This is a genomic window from Tessaracoccus yangjingae (assembly GCF_055326235.1).
In genome coordinates this window covers 148,057-172,125 of the sequence record NZ_JBUZNN010000005.1, presented here as the reverse complement: position 1 = coordinate 172,125, position 24,069 = coordinate 148,057, and the positions used below count along the sequence as shown (strand labels likewise).

Genomic DNA, 24,069 nt, shown 5'->3' with positions numbered 1-24,069 from the left:
GGTCAGTGGCCGGGGATGTCGCGGCGACCGAACCTCCACAGCCCGAACGCCACCAGCCCCACCGCGACCACCGTCTGAACCACGACGGGCGCCAGCGCGAACTCCTCGCCCGGCATCGCGGGCGTGTGTTCGAAGGGCGAGATCTGGCGCGCCCACACGGGGATCTGCAGCATCTCGCCGAAGATGTCGATGAGTGCCCCCAGCACCACCGGGATCCAGGCGAAGACCATCAGCCGCGGCGCGACCGCATGCAGCGCCACCGCCAGGCCGAGCACCATGAGGATCGCCGGGATGCCGGCGGCGGATGCCGCGACCGCCTCGCCCACGAGGGAGTAGTCGCCGTCAACCCCGGCGGCCAACGTGCCCGACAGGGCTGCGGTCAGCACCACCAACCCGGAGCAGACCAGGGCCACCACGAGCAGGTGCCCCGCCATCCAGGCGGCCGGCCGGACGTGGGTGGCGAGCACCGGCTCGGCCAGGCCGCCCACCTCTTCCCCCACGACCTTCTGCCAGGCGATGACCGCGAAGATCGCCACCATGATCCGGAACATCGTCACGGTCAGGGTGACGTAGCCCTCGAGCGCGGCGTCGGATCCGCCCATGAGCTGCTGGAAGATGTCGGGCAGTTCGCTGAACGCCTCCACCATCGCCGGCGCGAACGAGCCGTACATCGCCGACGCCAGCGACAGGGCGACGGCCCACGCCACCGCCTGCGTGCGGTGCAGCCGCCAGGCCAGAGTCATCGGGCTGCGGAGCCACGGGGCGGCGGTCGGCCGCCCGCGACGAGGCTGCACGAGCCCGGCGCCGAGGTCACGGCGTGCGGCCATCGTGAAGCCGACCACGAGCATTGCCGCCGCGACGGCGAGCATCAGGCCGACCGGCCACCAGCGGTCGTCGTGGAAGGCCCTCGTCTGCTGCGCCCAGGCCAGCGGCGACAGCCACGACAGCCAGGTGCCGTACTGATCCGGGGCGGCCATCATGTCGCCCAGGCCGCGGATCACCCAGGAGGCGGCCAGCACCGCCCCGGCCATCCCGCTGGCCCCGCCGGAGAACGCGCTGACCTGGGCGGTCACCGTCGCGACTCCCGCGAACACCAGCCCGACGCCGGCCGTCGCGGCACCCAGCAGCAGCGACGACGACGCGTCGCCGCCGAACCCGATCAGCCCCGCGGCCACGAGGCCGCCCACCGCGACATTGGCCACCAACGCCAGAAGGAGCGCCGACGTCAGAGGAGTCAGACGCCCCACGACGCTCGCGCGCACCAGTTCGGCGCGACCCGTCTGCTCCTCGAGCCGCGTGTGCCGCGACACCAGCAGGATGTTCATCAGCGCCACGAAGATCAGCAGGTACAGCCAGTAGACGCTGGCGAAGATGATCTGATGCGTGAGGCCCTCCGGTGCCACCCCCCGCACGCCGTAGCCAGGGCCCGTGAACAGGGTGAGGGTCGGGTTGGCCAGCAGCAGCGCGATGGGCGCCAGGTCCTCGGGGGTGGCGAAGATCACCCGGTAGGCCGACATCATGTACGGCACGAACGCGGCCAGGGCGAGCACCCAGATGGAGAGCTTGACGCGGTCGCGGCGGGCGGCGAACCGCAGCAGCGGTCCGGTTGCGGTGAGGGTCTGGCTCATCGGGGGCTCGACTCGCCGTAGTGGCGCAGCAGCATCTGCTCCAGCGTGGGCGGGTGCGCGATGACGGACCTCAACCCCGCGTCGGTCAGCCGCGACATCACCGCCCCGATCTGCTCGCCGTCGACCTCCATGGTGAGCCGGTGGTCGTCGGTGGTCAGGTGGTGGACACCGGCCATGGCGGCCAAGCCGTTGACGGGGCCCTCCAGCGTGGCCTGGATCGTGGTGCGACGGAGGTGCCGCATGGCGTCGAGGGTGCCGGTCTCGACGATGGCGCCGTCGCGGATGATGGAGACCCGGTGCGCGAGCGCCTCCACCTGGCCGAGGATGTGGCTGCTGAGCAGCACCGTCGCCCCGCGGGCGATGAGCCCGCGCACCTCGTCCTGGAACACGGCCTCCATGAGGGGGTCCAGGCCGGAGGTGGGCTCGTCGAGGATGAACAGCTCCGCGCGGCTGGCCAGCGCAGCCACGAGGGCGACCTTCTGTCGGTTGCCCTTCGAGTAGGTGCGGGCCTTCTTGGCGCGGTCGAGGTCGAAGCGCTCGCAGAGCTCGGTGATGCGGGCGGGGTCGCCGTCGCCTCGGAGCCGGGTGAGCACGTCGATGGCCTCGCCGCCGGTGAGCTGCGGCCAGAGCTCGACGTCGCCGGGAACGTAGGCGATGCGACGGTGGAGCTCGACGGCGTCGCGGACGGGGTGCCCGCCGAGGACGGTGGCCTCGCCGGAGTCCGGCCGGATGAGGCCGAGCAGGATGCGCAGCGTGGTGGTCTTGCCTGCGCCGTTGGGGCCGAGGAAGCCGTGCACCTCGCCCGGCTCGACGGCGAGGTTGAGGCGGTTGAGGGCGACGGTGCGGCCGAAGGTCTTGGTCAGGTCGCGGGTGTCGATGGCGTGGGTCATGGGTGTGCCTTGAAGGGAGAAGTGGTGGGGACGGGATCAGGGACGGGGCGGCGGGTCGGGGTCCGTGACGCCGTCGGCGGGGATCCGCTCGGGCGCGGCGAAGGCGGCCTGGACCTGGCGCAGCATGGTGTCGTCGGCGAAGAGGCCGTGGGTGAACAGCTCGGTGGAGGCCAGCGAGTAGCGGGGGAGGACCGCGGGGTCGAGGAGGTGGGTGCCGCCCAGATGCCGCGACACCTGCGCCTCGAGCACCGTCGCGCCAAGGCTCAGCGAAACGAGCAGCGCGACGGTGGCGTCGAGGTCCGTTGGCTCGCGCATGATGCCGGCGGGCACGCCGACGGTGAACATGTCGCGGGTGAGCGCGCACATGGCCTCGAAAAGGCGGTCCGCGCCGTCGCCACCCTCGGTGATGGAGGCGGCGATGTAGCCGAAGAACGGCTGGAACTCGCCCTGGGCGCGGAAGACGGCGGCGGTGGCGTCGGTACCGGAGACGGCGGCGGTCTTGGTCTCGGTGAGGCGGGCCATCATCCATTCGTCGCAGGCGCGACGGAGGCCGTCCTTGCTGCCGAAGTGGTGGATGACGAGCGCGGGTGAGACGGCGGCGGACTCGGCGATCTGCCGCACGGTGGTGCCCTTGATGCCCTGCTGCCCGAACAGCCGCAGGGCGGCGTCGCGGATGCGGGCGTGCGCCTGGAGGTCGTCGGCTGAACTCATGTTCAGTAGTCTGAACGCTTGTTCAGTCGGTGTCAAGGGTGACGCGCCGCCGCCGGCTGAGGTGCGCCCTAACCGCCGGCTGAGGTGCCGCCTACTGCTGGCTGAGGTGCCGCCTACTGCTGGCTGAGGTGCCGCGAAGCGGCCTCGAAGCCTAGAAAACGTGAGCTGACAAGGCATGTTTCTTAGGCTTCGAGGCTCGTCGCTGCGCTCCTCGCACCTCAGCCAGCGAGAGGGAAGGCGCGCTTCGCCCCTCGCGTCACTGCTGGCTGCGGTGCCGCCTTGGGACGCGCTGCGCTCCTCGCACCTCAGTGTCCGGGGCCGCGGGCGGCCCCTGTGGCGCAAGAAGGAGCGTTCCTACAAGTCAGCCAGCGAGAGGGAAGGCGCGCTTCGCCCCTCGCGTCACTGCTGGCTGAGGTGTCGCCTAACCGCTGGCTGAGGTGTCGCCTAACCGCTGGCTGAGGTGCCGCGTAGCGGCCTCGAAGCCTAGAAAACGTGAGCTGACAAGGCACGTTTCGTAGGCTTCGAGGCTCGTCGCTGCGCTCCTCGCTCCTCAGCCAGCGGGGGTGGGCGCGCTTCGCTCCTCGCACCTCGGCCAGCGGACAGGGGCGCGCCGCACAGCCGGGGGATCACTCCTCGTCGAGGTCGCTTTCGATCAGGGACGCGATCGCGGCGTTGGCGTCCTCGTCGTCGGACTCGACGATGAGCCTGGCGCCCTTCTCCGCGCCCAGTTTCGCGATCTCCATCTGCGACGTGGCATCGAACGCTTGCGTCCCGATGCCCTCGAAGCGGAGCGTCATGGGGATGCCGAGCTCGGCGACGGCGTCGGCGATGATCGACGCGGGGCGGGCCTGCAGCCCAACGGCCGATCCGACGGTGGCGGTGGTGTGCGGCATGGCTGTCTCCTTCGCTGAATGGACGGCTCGGCGGGGGGCTTCGTCGCCGCGGCCGCCGGGAACAGGGCCGTCCTACCTCCGAGGATAGGCCCCTCGGGCCCGTCCCGGGCGTACGGCGAGGTGGTGGCCTGCGGCTCCAGTTGACGCGGTTCGTCACGTTCAACGCGCCGATCATGCGGATGGGTCTGAAAGCGTCACTGCCAGGACCAGTGAGTGTGAGGAATGCCAACGGCATTCTGTGGTTTTTGTAAGGTGAGCCGTAGCTGGGCGCCTCCCGGGCCTCGCGTAGGCTGCCAGCCGAGTGACGTTGAACGGACGGGGGAGGCATGAGCCGGCGCGGACTGGTGGATGAGGCCATCCAGGGCATCCTCGACCGCGTCGTCGACGGTGGATTCCCAGCCGGCAGTGCCCTCCCGCCGGAGGCGGATCTCGCCGCGCTGCTCGAGGTGAGCCGCCCGACGATGCGCGAGGCCGTCCGCTCACTGAGCGACCGCGGCGTGCTGCGCGTGGTGCACGGCCGCGGCACCTTCGTCGCCCCCCGGGAGGAGTGGCGGGACCTGCCCACGCTGATCGGAGTGCTGGCCCGCACCACGCCGTCGCGCGACCTCGGGCTGCAGCTCATCCAGGTGCGGCGGATGCTCGAGGTGGGCGCGGCGGGGCTGGCCGCGGAGCACCGCAGCGACGACGACGTGGCCCGGATGCAGAGCCTCCTGGACCGCTACGACGCGGCGGGGGAGCGGGAGGACGTCGACGAGGTGGCGGCGCTGGACATCGCGTTCCACGAGGCCATCCTCGCGGCCTCCGGCAACCCGTTCCTGGCCGCGATCATGCAGCCGTTGGCCGAGGCGCTGTCGGCGTCGCGGCGGACGACGGCGGCGCTGGTGGAGGTGCGGTCGCGCGCCCAGGAGCACCACCGTCGGATCGCGGAGAGGATCGCGGCGGGGGACACGGCCGGCGCGAAGGACGCGATGCGCGCCCACATGACGCAGACCCACGACGACATCGCGGCCCTCTAGGCGGATCGCTTCCGCTGGGTTCGACGCGGGCGCGCGTCGCTTCGCTCCTCCCGGCCCCGCTCAACCAGCTCGGGGGAGAGGCCGCTAAGAGGGCAGCTCGCTTATTCAGCTCTTGGTCGGTACGGCCGGCTCGGCGTTCCTCTTGCGCCGTCTCCCTCGCTGTGTCATTGTTTGCTTAGACCTCTGAGGTCTGAGCACAAAGGAGTGACATGACAGTGGAACTGTCCGATCTGTTGACCGACCGCCCCGCCGTCGTGCCCATCACGGCCGAGGCCGTGGTCGAGGCCCGCCGCGACGCCGGCGACCACACCATCTACGTCGTCCTCGACGACGACCCAACCGGCACGCAGTCCGTCGCGGACCTCCCCGTGCTCACCGCCTGGGACGTCGACGACTTCCGCTGGGCGTTCGGCACTGGCAAGCCCGCCGTCTACGTGATGACCAACTCGCGCTCCCTGGCCCCGGCCGACGCCGAGCGCGTCAACCGCGAGGTCGTCGCCGCCGCGCTCGAGGCAGCCGGCGACACCCCCGTCGCCTTCGTCTCCCGCTCGGACTCGACGCTGCGCGGCCACTTCCCCCTCGAGCCGCTGACCATCGCCGAGGAGATCCGCGCCTCCACCGGCCACGGGGTCGACGGCATCGTCGTGGTCCCCGCGTTCGGCGACGCGGGCCGCATCACCGTCGGCGGAGTCCACTACGCAGGCTCCCGCGCCGCGGGCTTCACACCCGTCGGCGACACCGAGTTCGCCCGCGACGCCACCTTCGGCTACCGCGCTTCCCGCCTCGCGGACTGGGTGCAGGAGAAGACCGGCGGCTCCGTCAAGGCCGACGACGTCCTCCACATCGACCTCACCGTCCTCCGCACGGACCGCGCCCGCACCGTCGAGATCCTCCGCTCCGCAGGCGACGCCCGCGTCATCGTCGTCGACATCGTCGAGGAGGAGGACCTGCGCCTCCTCGCGCTGGCGCTGATCGACGCCGAGGCCGCCGGCTCGCGCTTCGTCTACCGCGTGGGCCCGCCGTTCTGCCGCGCCCGGATCGGCCAGGCAGTGCGCCCGCCGGTGACGGTCGACGAGATCCGCGCCTCCCGCGGCGGGCACGAGCTCGCCAAGGGCGGGCTGATCATGGTGGGCAGCCACGTGGACCTCACCACCCGCCAGCTCACCCACCTGCGCGAGCAGCAGCACCCGCTGGAGCTCGAGATCGAGGTGGCCAAGGTCACAGACACCGCCCGCCGCGACACCCACATCTCCGACATCGCCACCCGCGCCGCCCACGCGCTGAACGACGGCAACGTCGTCGTGCGTACCTCCCGCACGCTGGTCACCGGTGCCGACGGCGACGAGTCGCTCACCATCTCCCGCCAGGTCTCGGCCGCCGTCGTCGAGGTGGTCCAGCGGGTGCTGGCCGCCAACCCGCCGCGGTTCGTGGTGGCCAAGGGCGGCATCACCTCCTCCGACGTGGCCACCAGGGGCCTCGGCTTCCGCCACGCCAACGTCATCGGCCCGATGCTGCCCGGCATCGTGTCGCTGTGGTCGGGCCAGGACGGCCCCGCCGCAGGCATCCCCTACGTCGTCTTCGCCGGAAACGTCGGCGCCGCCGACTCCCTGGCTGCTGTCGTCGACACCCTCACCCAAGCCTGACCACCCCCGAAAGGACCCCCACTTCCATGAACATCGCCGTTCTCGGACTCGGCGCCATGGGCCTGCCCATGGCCACCTGGCTAGGCCAGTCGTTCCCCGTCACCGCCTTCGACATCGCGGAGGCGCGCGTCCAGCTCGCCACCGACGCGGGTATCACCTGCCGCCCCTCCGCCCGCGAGGCCTGCGACGGCGCCGACATCGTGCTCGTCGCCGTCCGCAACCAGGCCCAGCTGGAGGAGCTCCTCTACGGCGAGGCCGGCATCGTCCCGGCCCTCGGCCGCGGCGCCGCGATCATCCTCACCTCCACCGTCGGCATCCAGGCCGTCGAGGCCGTGGCCGCTCGCCTGGCCGACGACGGCATCGGCCTGGCCGACGCCCCCGTCTCCGGCGGCCCCGCCCGCGCCGGCAAGGGCGACCTGCTGGTCACCGTCGGCGCCTACCCCGACGTCTACGAGCACTGCCTCCCCGTGCTGGAGGCCATGGCCTCGAACCTCGTGTGGGTGGGGGAGGCCCCCGGCAAGGGGCAGTGCATGAAGACCGTCAACCAGCTCCTGTGCGGCGTGCACATCGCGGCCGCCGGCGAGGCGCTGGCCCTGGCCGGCGAGCTCGGCCTGGACCAGGCCAAGGCCCTCGACGCGCTGATGTCGGGCGCCGCCGCGTCCTTCATGCTGGGCGACCGCGGCCCCCGCGCCATCCAGGCCTACGACGGCGAGGCCGCCGAGGTGAAGTCCCGCCTGGACATCTTCGTCAAGGACATGGGCATCGTCACCGCCGCCGCGAGGTCCGTCGGCATGCCCGTCCCCGTCGCCGCCGCCGCCGAGCAGCTCTACCTTCAGGGCCTCGCCAACGGGCAGGGCGCCATGGACGACTCGTCGGTCATCCGCCTCGTCACGCCGAAGAAGGGCTGACCCGTGGGAGCCGCAAGCCTGCTGGGCATCGCCGTCGGCGCGATCGTCCTCCTGCTGATCCTGGTGATCCGGATCAAGATGTCCGCGTTCGTCGCGCTGCTGCTGGTGGCGTTCGGCACGGCGCTGGCCACCGGGATCGCGCTGACCGACGTGGTGCCCACCATGACCGAGGGCATGGGCAAGACCCTGTCCAGCGTCATGATCGTCGTCGGGCTGGGCGCCATGCTCGGCCGCCTCATCGAGGTGTCCGGCGGCGCCGACGCCCTGGCGGAGAAGTTCTCCGCCGTCCTGGGCCCGAAGCGGGTCGTCGCCGCGGTCACCGCCGCCGCCTTCGTGCTCGGCATCCCCGTGTTCTTCGACGTCGGCTTCATCATCCTGGCGCCCATCGTGTTCGGGTTCGCCCGCGCGGCGAAGCTCAACCCGCTCGTCCTCGGCCTGCCCGTGGCCGGCGCGATGCTCACCGTGCACGTGGCGCTGCCCCCGCACCCCGGCCCGGTCGCGGCCGCTGGGATCACCGGCGCCGACGTCGGCATGATGCTGCTCATCGGCCTGCCCATCAGCGCCGTCACCGCCCTCGTCGGGTACTTCGCGGCGAAGCTGTTCAAGGCGAGCAAATACGAGCTGCTGGAGTCCCCGGCCACGAAGTCGGCCGTCATTCACGACGAGGCCGTCGACGGCCCCAAGCGTGTCCTCGGCGCCGGCACCGTGCTGGCCCTCATCCTGCTGCCGATCCTGCAGATCATGGTGGGCACGGTCGGCAACATGACCCTCGCAGAGGGGACCACCGCACGCGGGCTCGCGGGCATGTTCGGCGCTTCGCCCATCGCGCTGCTCACGGCCGTCATCGTGGGTTACCTCGTCGTGGGGCACAACCAGAAGTGGTCGCTGGAGAAGCGTGGCTCGGTGCTGGACTCTGCTCTGCCTGATGTCGCGGTGATCGTGTTCGTCACCGGCGCCGGCGGCGTGTTTGCCAACGTGCTGGTCACCTCGGGCATTGGCGCGGCGTTCTCCGAGGCGCTGATCGCCATCAACATGCCGATCATCCTGGCCGGGTTCCTCATCTCGCTGGCGCTGCGCGCGTCGCAGGGCTCCGCCACCGTGGCCATCCTCACCGCCGCCGGCCTGCTCGCCCAGCCCATCCTCGACGCGGGGTACAACCCCACGCAGATGACGCTGGTCACTCTGGCCATCGCATTCGGCGGCCTGGGGCTGAGCCACATCAACGACTCCGGCTTCTGGATCGTGACCAAGTACCTCGGCCTCAGCGTCAAGGACGGCCTGAAGACGTGGACGGTGCTGTCGACCATCCTGGGCGTGGTCGGGTTCCTCATCACGTGGGGGGTGTTCGCTCTGGTGTCCTAGAGCGGATCGACCGACGAGGGGGCCGCGTGTGGGCGCGCGGCCCCCTCGTGGTGTCTGGGCGCGCAGCGACGGAGGGTGGCGCCCGGTGAGTGGCGGATCTGTGCTGGTAGTCGGTACGGGATCCGCCACTGAGATCCCGGGGGGGGTCGCCCCTCTCATCGTGCCGGGGGCGCTGCGTCGGAGAGTGGCCCCAGCAAGGTGGCGGATCTGGGCGTAGTCGGGACCAGATCCGCCACTGGAGTTCCCGAGGTGCGGCGCGTCCCCCTCAAGTGATCGCCGCCGAGGCGCTCGGGCTCCGGGCTAGTCCTCGATGACGTCCAGGCCCTGCTCCCGGAGCTGGGCGAGGTGGTCCAGCATCCCCTTGAGCACCTCGGGGTCGTGGCCCTCCCAGTGCTCGAGCTCGGCGACCACGCGCAGCGGGTGCCGGGTGCGGTAGGACTGCGTGGGGTTGCCGGGGAACCGCTTGTTGGTAACGTTGGGGTCGTCCTCGAACGGGCCCGTGGGCTGCACGACGTAGACGTGCCCGCGCTCGGCGCTTCCTGCCAGTGACGTGGCGAGTTCGGCCCCCCACACGGCCGTCTCCACCAACGCGGAGAAGTAGATGTTGTTCGACACGCGGCCTTGGTGGTAGTTCGAGCCGTAGCCCGGAACGAGCTCGGTGCCGGCCTCCAGCGCAGACCTCGTGCCGTGGTAGAACGGCCCCTGGACGTGAGCGCAGCTCTCGAAGGTGACAGGAATGTGGGCTCCTGGCTCGTTGCCTGCGGTCATCTCGCTCCTTCGCGTCGTGCAGACGAGTCTGCCACTCGCCGCACGGCGGACCCTGCTCAAGCTCGAGATGGACTGGCCAAGCTACTGGCTCTGGCTGAGGTGCTCGGCAGCGCGGGCTGTGAGGGCCATGATCGTCAGGGTGGGGCCGACGGCACCGTTGGAGACGTAGCAGCTTGCGTCCGAGACGTACAGGTTGGGCACGTCCCAGGTTTGGTTGTGCTCATTGAGAACCGACGTCGTGGGGTTGTTGCCCATGCGAGCTCCGCCGCACTCATGGATCGCTGCGCCCATGGCGAGGCTCATGGGGAACCCTATGCGGAAGATGAGTCGGCTGATGGGGTCGGCGTCTGGCCAGAGCTTGCCGGGCGCGAGGCCCAGTGCGGAGCCGGCGAAGTTGGTGCGGTAGCCGCTTGCCTCGGACATCTCCTTCAGCCCTTGTACCTGGGCTCGCATGAGTGCGCGTTCGTTGTCAGTGACCTTCAGGCGGATCTTGGGGATGGGGATTCCCCAGGCGTCCTTGCGCCGGCTGTGCAGCGTGATGCGGTTGTCGTAGTAGGGCAGCATCTCGCCGAAGCCCATCAGTCCTACGACGCCGGGCTGGCCGTCGGGGACCGGCATGCGCCCGATCGTGCCTTGGATGGCCCAGCCGCGCGCGAAGTCGGAGCCCTCGGCACCGTGGAGGTTGTTGAAGCGCGGGACGTAGACGCCGCCGACTGGTGCGTAGTAGGGGTCGTCGGGGGCCGGGTTCGTGGTGTCGTAGCCAGTGTGGTTCGGGTCGGAGCCGAACAGGAGGCTGGGCGTCTGGTCCATGAAGAAGTGGCCCAGGAGACCGGAGGAGTTCCCGAGACCGTTGGGGTGCCCGTCGGTGGCTGAGTTCAGCAGTAGCCTCACGGATTCGATCGCGGAGGCGCAGAGCATGACGGCGTCGGCCTGGACGCGGTGTTGGGTCTTGGTCACGCGGTCGATGAAGACGGCTCCATCGGCGCGGCCGGTGGTGCGGTCCACCGTGATTCTGCTGACGACCGCGTCGGTGCGTGTGGTGAGTCGTCCGGTCTTGCGTGCGGCCATGATGCCGAGGGGGACCCGCTCGAGGTTAGGGGCGGCGTAGCGCCAGGGCACGACGTGGCGGTCGGGCCAATGCCCTTCGACGGTTGACTTGAAGTGCTGCTCCGAGGCGGTCAGGGTGGAGGGGCCCCGGTATCTGCCATCAGGCAGATTCGGGAGGTTCTCGCTCGTGCCGTAGATGCCCAGGAACTCCTCCACCCGGTCGTAGTAGGGAGCGACGTCTGAGTAGGAGATGGGCCAGTCTTCACTCTTGCCGTCGAGGCTGCCGGCCTTGAACTCGTGGTCGGAGGATCGAAGAAGTACCCGTCCGTAGGAGTGGAGGCGTCCTCCGAGGATCCGTCCGCGGATCCAGAGGTAGTCACCACCGTCGGTGGAGTAGGGGGCTTGGTAGTCGTTGACCAGGAAGGGGCTGGTTTGGTCCTTGAACATGGCTCGACGGGCTTGCCGGTATTGGCCCTTCATGGCCGAGGTCATTCTGCCCCAGAGGTTGATGCTCATAGCGGCGGGTTTGCTGGGCTTCGGGGGGGTGAAGTCGGCTGGTGTGATGTCGCGTCCGGCTTCGAGCAGCAGCACGTCGAGTCCTCGTTCGGTGAGTTCTTTGACGGCGATGCTGCCACTGGCGCCTGATCCGATCACGAGAGCGTCGAATCGCTTGTTCAGGTAGCTCATGGTGTGGGCCCTTCGGTTGTGGCGGTGGCCTCAACGGGGTCACCGTGCGGTGTGGTGTCTAGAGAACGAGCACGAAGGCGGGCTGGCTGACGGTGGTCCGGTTGACCTCGGTCAACTCACCGGTGTCGGCGCTGACGGCGTAGGTGATCAGTGCGTCGGCGGGTCGGTCGGCGACGAACAGCTGGCTGCCGGTGGGATCGAATCTGAAGCTGCGAGCCGCCAGTCCGGGATGAATCGAGGCGGCCAGGCTGGTGTGGGTGGCGTAGCTCAGGTTGCCGGTGGATGGGTCGATCGCGAAGCCGACCAGGGTGTCTTGTCCACGGTTGTTGACGAAGACGTGTCCTCCTCGAGGGTGCACCTGAACCTCGGCCGGCTCGTTGGTCCGGGCGCACCCGCCCGGGGCGAGCGTTGAGATGGTGGAGATCTCGTCGAGCGTGCCATGGGTGGCGTCGAAGCGGTAGCCGGTGATCGTCGAAGCCAGTTCGTTCGTGACGAAGGCCAGCGGTTCGTGTGGATGGAACGCGATGTGGCGGGGTGCTGTGCCGGGGCTGCACTGATGGACGGAGGCTGGGTGGAGCCGTCCGGAGCTGGGCATGAGCCGGAAGACATGGATGAGGTCGGTTCCCTTGTCGCACGCCACGATGAACTGTCCGGAGGGGTCGAACTGGGCGCAGTGGGCGTGGGCGCTGGCCTGAGGGTGGCCGCCTGCTTGGGCGGATTCGCACGGATCCACACCGTGGCCGGTCAGTACGACGAGGTCGGCGAGCTCACCGATCCTGCCGCTGGCATCGATCGGGTAGAGCGAGACTGTCGAGTCGTCATAGACGTTCTCGACGGAGAACCCTCGCTCTGTTCGCACGATCCTTTCGACGTGGTCGAACGATCCATGCGCAGCCACTGCCAGCCAACCGCCGCTCGGATCGACCGACAGGTAGGTGGGGAACGGGCCCAGAGCGGGCTGTGCGCTCGATGGGTTTGGGTCACCTCGATCGGCGTCGACGCGGAAGGACTGGATGCTGGCTGCCGGGCCAACCGGTCCGCGTCCGTCGTTCTTCCGCTCGTCAACCGTGTAGACGGTGGATCTGTCAGGTGACGCTGCCAGGTAGCCGGCCTCCAGACCTGTTCCTCGATCACATGGAGCCGCCGCGGATCCGTCGGGATCGACTCGCAGGATCGTGAGGCCTCCTGGCTGGGCGTCTGGGCCTTCGCCTCGGTATCGGCCGACGACCAGTCGCCGGCCTTCCGCCTGGCTGACGTGGTGGTGGGACTCTTCGCTGAGGATCGGCTCTGACACACAGGCATCTTATATCGACGACTGTTATAAGTCTAGTCGACCGTCACCGTAACTGCTCTGCGGAGGTTCGCTCTTATGCCTGCGTGGTGGACAGGCCGGTTAGGATGCCGCCGTTCGTGTCGTAGCCGTAGTACACGACCGGCTGTTGCGGGAGACCGAAGAGGTGGTTCTGGACCAAGCGGGAGGCTCCCGTGATGGCGGCTGACCGCGGGTCGGGTGAGACTACGATCCGCAGATCGTTGGTCGCGGTGGGCTGTGACCGGCCGTATACGGCCTCCCGGATGCCGGCCAGGAGCGGTTCGCCGACCTGGGACACTTCCCCGCCGAGAATGATGAGAGTGGGGTTCAGCGCAGCCACCAGCCCAGCGAGCACCCGGCCGATCGCCCGGCCGGCGTCTCTGACGACCCGGCCGGCAACCGCGTCCCCGCCCCGTGCGAGCGTGACGACATCTGTTGCGTTCGTGGCCTCGATGCCTAGGGAGTTCAGTGTCTGCGCGATGCCGTGGCCGCTGGCGAGTGCCTCAAGGCAGCCCACCTGGCCGCATCGGCAGAGCCGCTCATCGGCAGCTTCGACCTGGATGTGGCCGATGTCGCCGCCGCCTCCGCGAGAGCCGCGAATCAGTCGGCCGTCGGCGATGATGCCGGCGCCGATCCCGGTGGAGACCTTGACCATGATCACATCACGCTCGTCGGGCCAATGGCTGATCCACTCGCCGATGGCCATCACGTTGACGTCGTTGTCCACGAGAATGGGTGCAGGGAACTGTCGCTGGAGATAGTCGGCGATGTCGAACTTGTCCCACCCGGGCATGATCGGGGGGCTGCTCGGGATCCCGGACACGGGATCGACCGGGCCGGGCACCCCGATGCCGATGCCGATGACCTCGCTCTTCGGCCGCCCCGCGCGCTGCAGCAGCGTCAGCAGGCTGTCGATCACCTGGTCGAGGACCGCGACGGGCCCATCGGCGATGTCGACGGGGAAGCTGTCCTGTTCCAGGATGGAGCCTGCCAGATCCGTGATCGCGGTGAGCCCGTGGCGGGCCCCGAGCAGCACGGCACCGATCACCCGCGACCTGGTGGCCAGGGCGAACACCGCCGAGGGGCGCCCCTTCGTGGATGCGGTGCCGTCGAGCTCAGTGACGAGGCCGGCGTCGACGAGCTCGGCCAGGCGGAGAGACACGGTTGAGCGAGCCTTGCCCGTCATGGTGGCCAACTCGGACTTCGTGCGGGGTCTGCCGTCGCGAAGGATGCCGAGGACATCTCGTGCATCTGTGCTGTCACTCATCATTGGCTCTCCTCGCCGGACCGTCTCGTGCAGGTGTGCGACCATACGTCGCTCCTCGCCCATCTAGGAAGGGTTCCGAGCGGTGCGCAGGGCACCTCGTCGTATCCCGTACGTCCACAGCTTACCCCATCGACGTTAGATGACCACAGTTCCACCAACGATCGCTGGAAAAAGCTTGACTTACGTCGATCTTCGTCATATGGTTCTGGTGTTGCTGCGTCACCTGTCTGGACGCAGCCGGCATTTCAAAGGAGAAAGCATGAAGGGAATCAAGCTCGGCTTGGCGGGTCTCATGGCAGCCAGCCTGGCCCTCGTCGGCTGCTCGGCGGGCACTCAGGCCACCACATCGACGCCTGCTGGGAGCAACTCGGCCGCAGGCGGAGAGTGCCCCAACGGGCCCGCGGTGGTCAGCCTCGGAGACGCCTCCGACACCTACCTCAGCTTCGTGGGTGAGACGGTCAAGACCGGACTCGAGGCGGCCGGCTGCACGGTCCAGATCCTCAGCGCCCAGAACGACATCACCACACAGCTCAATCAGATCCAGAACACGGCCACCTCCGGAACCGGTCTCCTCTACGTGTTCCCCGCAGGCGACGCAACCGCCTACAAGGACGTCCTGACTCAGGTCACCTCTGCGGGGGTCAAGACCCTGGTGAGCAACAACTTCCCGGGCGAAGGTGCAGCCACTGCCTTCGTCGGCGCCGATGAGTTCCAGATGGGCGTCATGATGGCGCCGATGGTGTCGTCATGGATCGACGCCGCCTACCCTGACGCGAAGGACGGTGAAATCAAGGCGCTCGTTCTCGAAGCCAGCATCATCCCCAACATGGTGAAGCGCTCGGTGGGCATGAAGATCATCGCCGAGAAGTTCCTACGTCAGGTGGACCTGACCAACGGGACCTTCGTCGAGACCGACGGTCCGTCGGTGTCCTTCACCGACGCCGACGGGAACACCGTGGAGGTCGATGAGCCCACAGGTGGCCTGGTCCTCGACGCCGACGGCGAAGCGATTCTCAACCCGTACTACGACGCCCGCGTCAATCTCAAGACGATCTCCAACCGCAACATTCTCGCGCCCGTCGACGCTCAGAACGCCGTGGACACGTTCGTCACCGAGAACAACCGGGAGAACGCAGACGTCAAGATCGTCATGAGCTACGGAGACACCGCCGCCCAGACCTCGGAGAAGCTCCTCGAACTCGCGAACGCCGGCACCGTCACCACTGAACCGGCGGGCATGGCAACGTTCGGCTCCGATCTCACGGACAACAACCTGGCACTCATCGAGCAGAGCGCCGACAACAGCACTCTGATGCGAGGCGTGATGACCAGCGGCAACCTGCTCCAGACCGTGGTCGACACCGCAACGAAGATGGTCAACGGCGAAGACGTCCCGCCCGTCAGCTGGGAAGACCTCGGCTACACCACCCTGGGATCCGACGGGACGGTGGTCAGCGTCAAGTACGACGGGAACCTGCCCGAGACCGATCTCTTCTTCCCGGCCAACTGACACCGCATCCCGTCACGGCCATGATGCAGGAGGAACCACCTATGAAGAAGCCGGTTCTGTCTCTTCGGAACATCACCAAGACCTACCCCGGCGTCACCGCGCTGTCCGAGATGTCGATCGACTTCTATCCCGGAGAAGTGCACGCGCTACTCGGGGAGAACGGCGCAGGGAAGTCCACTCTGATCAAGACCGTGGCGGGGGCCATCGCCCCCGATTCCGGAACGATCGAGTTCAGCGATGGGATACCGCATACCTCAGTCACGCCACAGCTGGCCAAAGAACACGGAGTCGAGGTCATCTACCAGGAGTTCAACCTGGTCGGCTGCCTCAGCGTCGCGGAGAACATCTGCTTCGGGGAACGGTTCGGCCGGTTCGTGAACTACCGCAAAATGCGGAAGGTGGCCCAAGCCACCTTCGATGAGTTCGACGTGCGCATCGACCCTGGTGCACCGGTCTACAGCCTTCCCTCATCGAAACAGCAGATTGTCGAGATCGCCAAGGCGGTCTCCCGCCGCGCACAGATCCTGATCATGGATGAGCCCTCCGCGCCGCTATCGGTGGTTGAGGTCGAGAAGATGTTCGAGATCGTCCGCAGACTGCGGGAACGGGGCGTCGCGATCATCTACATCAGCCACCGGATGGAGGAGCTCTTCGAGATCTCCGACAAGGTCACGATCATGCGGGACGGTCGATACGTCACAACCCTCGAGACCGCGGAGACGAACCGGCAGGAGCTGGTCAACCTTATGGTCGGCCGGGAGTTGTCCGAGAACTTCCCGAGCCGGCCGGCCCCGCCCGGGCCGGTCGCGCTCCGAGCCGAGGGACTCACCGGCGACGCGAACACCGACTGCTCCTTCGAGGTCCGCCAGGGCGAGATCCTCGGCCTCGCCGGTCTCGTCGGGGCCGGACGCACGGAGCTTGCTCGGCTCGTCTACGGCGCCGATCCCCTGCATTCCGGGAAGCTGTTCACCGACGGCGACCAGGTGCGTGTCCGGTCTCCCAGGGAGGCGGTGGCGCGGGGGATCGGCATGATCCCCGAGGATCGCAAGCGTCACGGCGCTCTCCTCGGCCGGAGCGTGCAGGTCAACACCACTCTGGCGTCACTGCCGCTGATCTCGAAGTTCGGCTTCGTCGACCGCAGTGCCGACAAGAAGGTCACCCGGGACTACGTCGAGAAGATGCGGATCAAGACGCCATCGCTCGAGCAAGCGGTCGGGAACCTCAGCGGCGGCAACCAGCAGAAGGTCGTCATCGCCCGCACCCTGGCCGCGAACTCCAAGGTCATCATCTTTGACGAACCGACCCGTGGGATCGATGTCGGCGCAAGACAGGAGATCTACAAGCTGATCTCCGACCTGGCCGCCTCCGGCAAGGCGATCATCCTGATCAGTTCGGAGATGGAAGAACTGATCGGCCTCAGCGACAGAATCCTGGTGCTCTACGAGGGGCGGATCGTGGGGGAACTCAACAAGGGCGAATTCGCCCAGAGCACCATCCTTGAAATGGCTTCCGGCCTGAGCGTGAAAGAGGCAATCTGATGGCTACGACAGCCGCGACAGACACCACGTGGCGTACCACCGCCGCATCGATCTTCAAGAAGTACACGATGCTGTTCGTTCTGGTCGGCCTGATGGCCTTCTTCGGAGCGATCACCCCGTCCTTCCTCACACCCCTGAACCTGATCAACCTCGTTGTCCAGAACTCCTACATCGTCATCGTCGCCGTCGGGGTGTCGTTCATCATGATGAGCGGCGCGCTCGACCTGTCGGTCGGCTTCCAGATCTCGGCGATCGGTGTGCTCACCGCGAAGCTCATGACCGTCGGGGGCGTAAACCCGTGGCTGGCGATGCTGGCGGGGATCCTGCTCGGCGTCGCGTTCGGGTTCATCAACGGCGCGGTGGCGGTGGCGCTGAAGATTGAGCCGCTGGTCGTCACCATCGCCACCGCACTGGTCTTCCAGGGTGTCTCGTTCCTCATCTCAGGGGGCGCAGCGTTCAACAACTTCCCCGAATCCTTCCGCGCCATCACCAAGGGATCCCTCCTCGGAATCCCCAACGATGTGCTCCTCGCGGTCGTCGCCGTCGCCGTCGCGAGCGTGATCTACAACTTCACCTACTTCGGACGCTACGTCAAGGCCATGGGCGGCAACGAGGAGGCCACCCGCCTCGCCGGTGTCAAGACCGGTCGACTGCGGATCCTCACCTTCATGATCAACGGATTCTTCGTCGCCATCGCCTCGTTCATCCTCATCTCGAAGACCGGTACCACCAACTCGGCCCTCGGCCCAGGCATCGAGATCACGGCGCTGACAGCGGCCATCCTCGGTGGTATCTCGTTCAACAGCGGCGAGGGGAAGATGTGGGGCCTCCTCACCGGCGTCTTCGTCCTGGCGATCATCTCCAACGGCATGCAACTGGCTGGCTGGAACCAGTACATCCAGCTCATCGTCAAGGGCCTCATCCTCATCGCAGCGATCGGCTACGACAACTACAACCGCGCCAGCGCCGGCAAGAAGAAGAAGGCCGCACAGCCGACCTCCGTCCAAGACGCCGCCTGACCCACCACACCAGGAGACACTGAGATGTTCGACAACTTCCTCATCAGGAAAGACAGCCTCCGCAACGAGGTCCAAGACGGCCAGATCGTCGGCTTCACGCTCGCTGTGCGACACGCCAACTACCGAGGGGTGTTCCTCTCCCTCCACAACGGCTACTACATCGCAGTCGACGGCGTCGAGTACCCACGCGACGTCCAGACCTTCGAGATCAACGGTCAGCCGCCCCGAACCTTCGAGGAACTCAAGACCGCCGTCTGGGAACACTGGGACTACGACGACGAGGCGATCCTGCACGTCGCGAAGCCAGGTGGCCTGGAGGCCGGCTCCCACGAGATCGCCTTCCAACAGTCCGTCCTTGCCGCCTACGGCTACACGCCCACGGATGAGGCGTGGGTGAACGAACCCCCCATCCCAGGGCGGGGCGAGGGCTCCGACAAGACCCCCGACATCATCACGTACCACATCGCCCTCACCACCCAGGAGAACTGACATGACCCAGATCAAGCGCGGCGTCTCCCTCTACAGCTACCAGCAGAGCCAGTTCTTCAAGCAACTGGATCTCGAGGGCCAGATCGCCGAAGTCGGTCAGAACCTCTACGGCGCGACCGGCATCGAACTGCTCGATGAGATGTCATTGCACTATCCAGACCCCGACCCCGGCTTCGACGCACAGTGGTTCGGCTGGATGGACAAGTACGGCACCACGCCCGTCACCATGGACGTATTCATGGACGTCCTCCAGTTCCGCGACCACGTGATGAGCTACCAGGAATGCGCCGAACGTCTGATCCGCGACATCAAGCTCGCGAAGCGGCTCGGCTTCAGCAACGTGAGGACGCTGGCGACGACACCGATTGAGATCATGACCGCAGCTCTGCCCGTCGCCGAGGAACTCGACATCAAGCTGGGCAAGGAGATCCACCAGCCCATCCCGCTGGACGGACGCTACGTCCAGGAGATCGCCGACTACGTGGACAGGACCGGCACCCAACACCTCGGCATCGTTCCCGACTTCGGCATCTTCGCCTTCCGGCCCACTGAGGTCCTCCTCGACTGGTACGTCCGCCACGGCGCCAAGCCCGAAACCTGTGACCTCGTCGTCGAGCTCTGCATGGAGAACAAGTTCGGAGCCGGCAATGCGCTCCGCGAGGTCGACATGTCCCTCCACACAGCGGGCAACATCCGCTCGGGGTTCGCCCGCTACCTCAAGACAGGGGAGGCCGCAAGCGACCTCGAACCTGCGTTCGCCCTCATGAAGGACCTGGTCAACTCCAATGTGGAGGGCCACGAAGACATCGACTACGAGGTCATGGCCGAGGCGCTGCTGTTCTCGCGCACCACACCCGAGGACCTCAAAGAGGTACTTCCGCTGGTCGTGTCCATCCACGGCAAGTTCCTCAACATGACCGAGATCCCCGGGAGCCCCGGCCAGTACCAGGACGTGTCGTTCGACTACGAGGGCCCGCTGAGGGTACTGAAGGAGGGCGGCTACGACGGGTACATCAACTCGGAGTACGAGGGCCAGCGTTACTCGCAGGACCGAACCGAGGGCGAACTGATGAGCGAGATCGACCAGGTGCGCAGGCATCAGGAGATGCTCAAGCGCCTCATCGAGACCCCAACCCCCACATCGCAGGCCAACTAGGACTCACCCGGATTCGACACACAGCTCGGCCGGCTCAACGCCCAAGAGCCCTCACTCACATCATCACCCAGAACAGGAACACAACAGCCATGGACAAGGTAAGAATCGGAATCATCGGGTGCGGCGGCATCGCCAACCACAAGCACCTCCCCTCGCTGGCGGCCGTGGCCGACAAGGCTGAGATCGTCGCGTTCTGCGACCTCATCGTCGAGAAGGCGCAGTCCACCGCAATCGCCGCCGGCCGCCCCGACGCGGCCATCTACACCGACTTCCGCGAGCTCCTCGCCGATCCGGCCGTCGATGTCGTGCACATCTGCACCCCCAACGTTTCCCACTCCGAGATCGCCGTGGCGGCCTTCGAAGCCGGCAAGCACGTACTGTGCGAGAAGCCCATGTCACACAGCGCCGCCGACGCCCAGAAGATGCTCGACGCATGGAGGGCCTCTGGGAAGAAGTTCACCGTCGCCTACCAGAACCGCTTCCGCCCTGAGGTCCAGACCCTGCACACCAGCAGCATCAACGGAGAGCTCGGCAAGATCTACTACGCCAAGGCGCACGCCGTGCGACGCCGCCAGGTCCCAACCTGGGGAGTGTTCCCCGACAAGAGCCAGCAGGGAGGCGGACCCCTGATCGACATCGGCACCCACGCCCTGGACATCACCTTGTGGTGCATGGACAACTACGACGTCGAGAGCGTCGTCGGCTCCGTCAACTACGAACTCGGCCACCTCGAATCGGCCGCATCCGGCAACTACTACGGACCCTGGGACACCACCACCTTCGAGGTGGAAGACTCCGCCATGGCCTTCGTCAAGTTCCGCAACGGCGCCACGGTCGTCATCGAGGCCTCCTGGGCGCTCAACGTCCTCGACTCCCGAGAGGCCAGCACCACTCTCTGCGGCACCGAAATGGGGGCCGAGATCCGTTCCGGTGCCAGCTACAAGAAGGACGAACTGATCCTTAACGGCACCCGACACGGGCAACTCGTCCACGAGCAGCTCTCCGACGTCAGCGCCGTGGCCTACTTCGAAGGCCGCAACGAGCCGCCAGGCGTCGTCGAGGCCAAGCAGTGGATCGACGCGATCCTGAACGACACCGACCCCGTCGTCAAGCCCGAGGAAGCCTTCCGCGTCACCCAGATCCTCGAAGCGGTCTACACCTCCGCCGCCGAGAACCGTCAGGTCTTCCTCGACTGACTCCAGCACGACGGCCCAAGTCGGCGGGCCGCCTCCAACTCACCCCCCACACCACTCAACCCCGCGACGACTCAGGAGATCCGCCATGTCACGTCCCGTCACGCTGTTCACCGGCCAATGGGCCGACCTGCCCTTCGACGAGGTCTGTCGTCTCGCCGCCGGCTGGGGCTACGACGGTCTTGAGATCGCCTGCTGGGGTGACCACCTCGACGTCTACCGAGCCGCCGAGGACGACAGCTACGTCGCGTCGAAGCAGGCAACGCTCGAGAAGTACGGCCTCGGTGTCTGGGCGATCAGCAACCATCTGAAGGGCCAGGCCGTCTGTGACGATCCCATCGACTTCAGGCATCGCGACATGGTCTCCGACGCAGTGTGGGGTGACGGCGACCCAGAAGGGGTCCGCCAGCGCGCCGCAGAAGAGATGAAGCTGACCGCCGTCGCGGCGCGCAAGCTGGGCGTCGACACGGTGGTCGGGTTCACCGGCTCGAAGATCTGGCAGTACGTGGCGATGTTCCCGCCGGTCTCGGACTCAGTGATCGACGCCGGCTATCAGGACTTCGCCGATAGGTGGAACCCCATCCTCGACGTGTTCGACTCCGAAGGGGTTCGCTTCGCACACGAGGTGCACCCCTCCGAGATCGCCTACGACTACTGGTCGACGAAGCTGACGCTGGAGGCGATCGACCACCGGGAGGCGTTCGGGCTGAACTGGGACCCCTCCCACATGATGTGGCAGGAGATCGACCCCGTCGGCTTCCTGGTCGACTTCGCCGACCGGATCTACCACGTCGACTGCAAGGACACGAAGATGGCAACCGGCAACGGCCGCAATGGTCGGATGGGCTCGCATCTGCCCTGGGGGGACCCTCGCCGTGGGTGGACCTTCGTGTCCACCGGCAACGGGGACGTCCCCTGGCAGCGGTGCTTCCGCACTCTCAACGCCATCGGCTACACCGGCCCGATCAGCATTGAGTGGGAGGATGCGGGCATGGACCGCCTCCGCGGCGCCAAGCAGGCGGTCGACTTCGTCCGTGCCAACCTGTTCGACCCACCGGCCGCCAGCTTCGACGCTGCCTTCTCCACACACGCCCAGGCCGACGAGACCGGACGATGAGGCCGATCATCGGTGCCGTCATCGGCGGCACCGAAATCGAAGCTTGCGTCATCAGGGACTCGACCCCAGCGCCCGTCGCCCTCGCGGCCCGTAGCGTCCCTGGGGTGGGTGAGTGACCGTGGCACAGGCAGGCCAAACATCTGATCTGCCTCGCGTCCAGGGTCTGCATGCCATGCGACCGAACGCACAGAACGTGGCGGCGGCGGTGACCGCCATCATCTTCGGCATCGTCGGAGGGTTCGTTCTCTACGCCGCGACCGCCAAGCAGGCTGGGCTGTCGGCGGAACAGACGATCTCCTGGATCATGGCCGGAAACGTCCTGGGAGGCATCGCAACCGTCGCACTCTCGCTGCGCTATCAGCAGCCGCTGGTCGTCATGCCTTCACTACCCGCCGTTGTGGTGATGGGCCCAATGCTGGCCCAGTTCAGTTTGGGCGAGATGGTCGCCGGCTACCTCGTGGCCGGCATCATCGTCTTCCTCCTCGGCTGGTCAGGCTTGATGCGCGCACTGGCCAAGCACTTGCCGATACCCATCGTCATGGGCATGATCGCCGGCGTCTTCATGTCCTACGGGCTGAAGATGGTCCACGGGGTGGCGAATCAGCCCTTGGCCGGCGGAGCGATCGTGATCGCGTTCCTACTGGCCACGGCATTCCTGAAGAGAGTTCCACCCTTGGCGGCCGCTTTGGCCGTGGCTTTCGCAGTGACACTCTGGCTACTCCCGATTGAGCTCGGCGGATTGACCTTCACCCTCAACGTGCCTGGTTTCGTGGCGCCGCACTTCAGTGTGGGGGCGATCGTTTCGGTGTCGCTGCCGTTGGTGCTCCTCGTCCTGGCTGACATCCTGAAGGGCTTCGGGGTACTTGCGGCTAATGAGTTCGAGCCGCCGCTCGGCCCGCTGGTGGCTGTGTCCGGTTTGCTGTCAATTGTCGGCTCGTTCTTCCTCTGCCATGCCGTCGCATTGGCCGGACCGCTGACGGCTATCGTCGCGGGACGGGATGCGGGACCGCGAGAGCAGAGGTACACGGCCGCAGTCGTAGGAGCCGTCGGCCTGTTGGTGGCGGGCCTGCTCGCCGGCTTCGTATTGCCTGTGGTCCTGGCGCTTCCAGAGGACATCATCTACGTCATCGCGGGGTTGGCCCTTTTGAGCATGCTCGTTGGGGCACTTCAGCTCGCCTTCGCGTCGCCGTCGCACGCGATCGGCGCCTTTGCTGCCCTGATTATCGGGATGTCTGGCGTGTCTCTGGGCGGAATAGGGGCGCCCGTTCTTGCGATCCTGGTCGGTGTGGCGGTGTGGCTGCTGACCGCACAGCGAGTCCCTTCGCCCCCGTCTCGGAATGGGTAGCCGAGTGAACAGGGGACTCGGCAGTAGCGTTCCGGGATGACCGTGACCCTCCGCCCCTACCGCGACACCGACGCCGAGTCCACCTGGCAGGTCTTCCACGCGGCGGTGCGTGTCACTGCCGCGGCGGATTACACGCCCGAGCAGTTGGCGGCCTGGTCGCCCGATGAGGTGGACCTCGACGCGTGGGGCCGACGCCGGGCGGCGGCCTGGACGGTGGTCGCGGTGGCGGGGGAGCGAGTGGTGGGGTTCAGCGACCTCACCGACGACGGCGTCCTCGACATGCTGTTCGTCCACCCGGACGCGGGCGGGCAGGGGGTGGCGAGGATGCTCGTCCAGGCAGTCCTTGAGGAGGCCCGACGGCGGGGGCACACCCGCGTCGTGACCCACGCCAGCCGGACCGCGAGGCCGGTCTTCGAGCGGCTCGGCTTCGTCGTCGACAGGGAGAACCTGAACAACTCGACGAGGGGAGTGCGGGTCCCGAACTTCGACATGCATCTCGATCTCCCGGCGGAACCGGGCTGACAAGGCGGGGCGGGCCTGATTCGTCGGGGCGAGCTGCAATGCTGGGGC

The 24,069-nt window shown here is 67.3% G+C and carries 21 protein-coding genes; 13 read left to right on the top strand and 8 right to left on the bottom strand.

The window, feature by feature from the left end; translation table 11 throughout:
* Window positions 1-2: 2 nt before the first annotated feature.
* From ACZK5D_RS09515 to ACZK5D_RS09500, 4 genes are all read right to left on the bottom strand, one after another.
* Window positions 3-1,628: an ABC transporter permease gene (locus ACZK5D_RS09515; protein WP_463665115.1), complete on the bottom strand. Its 1,626-nt coding sequence runs from the start codon at window positions 1,626-1,628 to the stop codon at window positions 3-5.
* Entirely contained in the window at window positions 1,625-2,518 is an 894-nt protein-coding gene (locus ACZK5D_RS09510) for an ABC transporter ATP-binding protein (RefSeq protein WP_463665114.1), read from the bottom strand. Before ACZK5D_RS09510 ends, ACZK5D_RS09515 begins: the two co-directional genes overlap by 4 nt.
* Before the next feature lie 36 nt (window positions 2,519-2,554).
* Window positions 2,555-3,229 carry a TetR/AcrR family transcriptional regulator gene (locus tag ACZK5D_RS09505; protein ID WP_463665113.1) on the bottom strand — a complete coding sequence of 225 codons (675 nt, stop codon included), beginning with the start codon at window positions 3,227-3,229 and terminating at the stop codon, window positions 2,555-2,557.
* Window positions 3,230-3,855: 626 nt separating this feature from the next.
* The gene (locus tag ACZK5D_RS09500; RefSeq protein WP_463665112.1) at window positions 3,856-4,122 is read right to left on the bottom strand and encodes an HPr family phosphocarrier protein; all 267 of its coding nucleotides are present in this window, start codon (window positions 4,120-4,122) and stop codon (window positions 3,856-3,858) included.
* A 326-nt stretch (window positions 4,123-4,448) separates the two neighbouring features.
* Here ACZK5D_RS09500 and ACZK5D_RS09495 point away from each other — a divergent pair, with 326 nt between their 5' ends.
* The 4 genes from ACZK5D_RS09495 (at window position 4,449) to ACZK5D_RS09480 (ending at window position 9,051) form a co-directional block, all read left to right on the top strand.
* Window positions 4,449-5,138 (top strand): FadR/GntR family transcriptional regulator, encoded by a 690-nt coding sequence (locus ACZK5D_RS09495; protein WP_463665111.1) that lies wholly within the window; start codon window positions 4,449-4,451, stop codon window positions 5,136-5,138.
* 209 nt (window positions 5,139-5,347) lie between these two features.
* Complete coding sequence (locus ACZK5D_RS09490; RefSeq protein WP_463665110.1) at window positions 5,348-6,781, top strand: four-carbon acid sugar kinase family protein; 1,434 nt, start codon at window positions 5,348-5,350, stop codon at window positions 6,779-6,781.
* 26 nt (window positions 6,782-6,807) lie between these two features.
* Window positions 6,808-7,689 carry an NAD(P)-dependent oxidoreductase gene (locus ACZK5D_RS09485; RefSeq protein ID WP_463665109.1) on the top strand — a complete coding sequence of 294 codons (882 nt, stop codon included), beginning with the start codon at window positions 6,808-6,810 and terminating at the stop codon, window positions 7,687-7,689.
* Between the two features lie 3 nt (window positions 7,690-7,692).
* Window positions 7,693-9,051 carry a GntP family transporter gene (locus ACZK5D_RS09480; protein ID WP_463665108.1) on the top strand — a complete coding sequence of 453 codons (1,359 nt, stop codon included), beginning with the start codon at window positions 7,693-7,695 and terminating at the stop codon, window positions 9,049-9,051.
* 300 nt (window positions 9,052-9,351) lie between these two features.
* On the opposite strand, the gene arr is transcribed toward ACZK5D_RS09480, so the two are convergent.
* From arr to ACZK5D_RS09460, 4 genes are all read right to left on the bottom strand, one after another.
* Window positions 9,352-9,819 carry an NAD(+)--rifampin ADP-ribosyltransferase gene (gene arr, locus ACZK5D_RS09475; protein ID WP_463665107.1) on the bottom strand — a complete coding sequence of 156 codons (468 nt, stop codon included), beginning with the start codon at window positions 9,817-9,819 and terminating at the stop codon, window positions 9,352-9,354.
* Window positions 9,820-9,900: 81 nt separating this feature from the next.
* Window positions 9,901-11,553, bottom strand: coding sequence for a GMC oxidoreductase (locus ACZK5D_RS09470; RefSeq protein ID WP_463665106.1), 1,653 nt, complete (start codon window positions 11,551-11,553; stop codon window positions 9,901-9,903).
* Window positions 11,554-11,611: 58 nt separating this feature from the next.
* The gene (locus ACZK5D_RS09465; RefSeq protein WP_463665105.1) at window positions 11,612-12,847 is read right to left on the bottom strand and encodes a lactonase family protein; all 1,236 of its coding nucleotides are present in this window, start codon (window positions 12,845-12,847) and stop codon (window positions 11,612-11,614) included.
* Between the two features lie 73 nt (window positions 12,848-12,920).
* Window positions 12,921-14,132, bottom strand: a complete 1,212-nt coding sequence (locus ACZK5D_RS09460; protein ID WP_463665104.1) for an ROK family transcriptional regulator — start codon at window positions 14,130-14,132, stop codon at window positions 12,921-12,923.
* A 259-nt stretch (window positions 14,133-14,391) separates the two neighbouring features.
* Between ACZK5D_RS09460 and ACZK5D_RS09455 the strand changes: the two genes are divergently transcribed.
* The 9 genes from ACZK5D_RS09455 to ACZK5D_RS09415 all read left to right on the top strand — a co-directional run bounded on the left by ACZK5D_RS09455 (window position 14,392) and on the right by ACZK5D_RS09415 (window position 24,021).
* Window positions 14,392-15,642, top strand: coding sequence for a substrate-binding domain-containing protein (locus ACZK5D_RS09455; RefSeq protein ID WP_463665103.1), 1,251 nt, complete (start codon window positions 14,392-14,394; stop codon window positions 15,640-15,642).
* Between the two features lie 41 nt (window positions 15,643-15,683).
* Window positions 15,684-17,180, top strand: coding sequence for a sugar ABC transporter ATP-binding protein (locus ACZK5D_RS09450; protein ID WP_463665102.1), 1,497 nt, complete (start codon window positions 15,684-15,686; stop codon window positions 17,178-17,180).
* Window positions 17,180-18,199, top strand: coding sequence for an ABC transporter permease (locus tag ACZK5D_RS09445; RefSeq protein WP_463665101.1), 1,020 nt, complete (start codon window positions 17,180-17,182; stop codon window positions 18,197-18,199). The genes ACZK5D_RS09450 and ACZK5D_RS09445 overlap by 1 nt, the downstream gene beginning before the upstream one ends.
* Window positions 18,200-18,223: 24 nt before the next feature.
* Entirely contained in the window at window positions 18,224-18,688 is a 465-nt protein-coding gene (locus ACZK5D_RS09440; protein WP_463665100.1) for a C-glycoside deglycosidase beta subunit domain-containing protein, read from the top strand.
* A 1-nt stretch (window position 18,689) separates the two neighbouring features.
* Window positions 18,690-19,844 (top strand): sugar phosphate isomerase/epimerase family protein, encoded by a 1,155-nt coding sequence (locus ACZK5D_RS09435; protein ID WP_463665099.1) that lies wholly within the window; start codon window positions 18,690-18,692, stop codon window positions 19,842-19,844.
* An 89-nt stretch (window positions 19,845-19,933) separates the two neighbouring features.
* Window positions 19,934-21,040 (top strand): Gfo/Idh/MocA family protein, encoded by a 1,107-nt coding sequence (locus tag ACZK5D_RS09430; protein ID WP_463665098.1) that lies wholly within the window; start codon window positions 19,934-19,936, stop codon window positions 21,038-21,040.
* An 85-nt stretch (window positions 21,041-21,125) separates the two neighbouring features.
* Window positions 21,126-22,154 (top strand): sugar phosphate isomerase/epimerase family protein, encoded by a 1,029-nt coding sequence (locus ACZK5D_RS09425; RefSeq protein ID WP_463665097.1) that lies wholly within the window; start codon window positions 21,126-21,128, stop codon window positions 22,152-22,154.
* Between the two features lie 112 nt (window positions 22,155-22,266).
* Window positions 22,267-23,499 (top strand): benzoate/H(+) symporter BenE family transporter, encoded by a 1,233-nt coding sequence (locus tag ACZK5D_RS09420; protein ID WP_463665096.1) that lies wholly within the window; start codon window positions 22,267-22,269, stop codon window positions 23,497-23,499.
* 36 nt (window positions 23,500-23,535) lie between these two features.
* Window positions 23,536-24,021: a GNAT family N-acetyltransferase gene (locus tag ACZK5D_RS09415; RefSeq protein WP_463665095.1), complete on the top strand. Its 486-nt coding sequence runs from the start codon at window positions 23,536-23,538 to the stop codon at window positions 24,019-24,021.
* Window positions 24,022-24,069: the final 48 nt, after the last annotated feature.

What these genes read in the sequence shown, in the direction of transcription:
- ACZK5D_RS09440 (WP_463665100.1), top strand. Translation starts at nt 18,224, where the DNA reads ATGTTCGACAACTTCCTCATCAGGAAAGACAGCCTCCGCAACGAGGTC.
- ACZK5D_RS09450 (WP_463665102.1), top strand. Translation starts at nt 15,684, where the DNA reads ATGAAGAAGCCGGTTCTGTCTCTTCGGAACATCACCAAGACCTACCCC.
- ACZK5D_RS09485 (WP_463665109.1), top strand. Translation starts at nt 6,808, where the DNA reads ATGAACATCGCCGTTCTCGGACTCGGCGCCATGGGCCTGCCCATGGCC.
- ACZK5D_RS09445 (WP_463665101.1), top strand. Translation starts at nt 17,180, where the DNA reads ATGGCTACGACAGCCGCGACAGACACCACGTGGCGTACCACCGCCGCA.
- ACZK5D_RS09425 (WP_463665097.1), top strand. Translation starts at nt 21,126, where the DNA reads ATGTCACGTCCCGTCACGCTGTTCACCGGCCAATGGGCCGACCTGCCC.
- ACZK5D_RS09435 (WP_463665099.1), top strand. Translation starts at nt 18,690, where the DNA reads ATGACCCAGATCAAGCGCGGCGTCTCCCTCTACAGCTACCAGCAGAGC.
- ACZK5D_RS09455 (WP_463665103.1), top strand. Translation starts at nt 14,392, where the DNA reads ATGAAGGGAATCAAGCTCGGCTTGGCGGGTCTCATGGCAGCCAGCCTG.
- ACZK5D_RS09430 (WP_463665098.1), top strand. Translation starts at nt 19,934, where the DNA reads ATGGACAAGGTAAGAATCGGAATCATCGGGTGCGGCGGCATCGCCAAC.
- ACZK5D_RS09470 (WP_463665106.1), bottom strand. Translation starts at nt 11,553, where the DNA reads ATGAGCTACCTGAACAAGCGATTCGACGCTCTCGTGATCGGATCAGGC.
- ACZK5D_RS09500 (WP_463665112.1), bottom strand. Translation starts at nt 4,122, where the DNA reads ATGCCGCACACCACCGCCACCGTCGGATCGGCCGTTGGGCTGCAGGCC.
- arr (WP_463665107.1), bottom strand. Translation starts at nt 9,819, where the DNA reads ATGACCGCAGGCAACGAGCCAGGAGCCCACATTCCTGTCACCTTCGAG.
- ACZK5D_RS09505 (WP_463665113.1), bottom strand. Translation starts at nt 3,229, where the DNA reads ATGAGTTCAGCCGACGACCTCCAGGCGCACGCCCGCATCCGCGACGCC.
- ACZK5D_RS09415 (WP_463665095.1), top strand. Translation starts at nt 23,536, where the DNA reads ATGACCGTGACCCTCCGCCCCTACCGCGACACCGACGCCGAGTCCACC.
- ACZK5D_RS09510 (WP_463665114.1), bottom strand. Translation starts at nt 2,518, where the DNA reads ATGACCCACGCCATCGACACCCGCGACCTGACCAAGACCTTCGGCCGC.
- ACZK5D_RS09495 (WP_463665111.1), top strand. Translation starts at nt 4,449, where the DNA reads ATGAGCCGGCGCGGACTGGTGGATGAGGCCATCCAGGGCATCCTCGAC.
- ACZK5D_RS09460 (WP_463665104.1), bottom strand. Translation starts at nt 14,132, where the DNA reads ATGAGTGACAGCACAGATGCACGAGATGTCCTCGGCATCCTTCGCGAC.
- ACZK5D_RS09515 (WP_463665115.1), bottom strand. Translation starts at nt 1,628, where the DNA reads ATGAGCCAGACCCTCACCGCAACCGGACCGCTGCTGCGGTTCGCCGCC.
- ACZK5D_RS09490 (WP_463665110.1), top strand. Translation starts at nt 5,348, where the DNA reads ATGACAGTGGAACTGTCCGATCTGTTGACCGACCGCCCCGCCGTCGTG.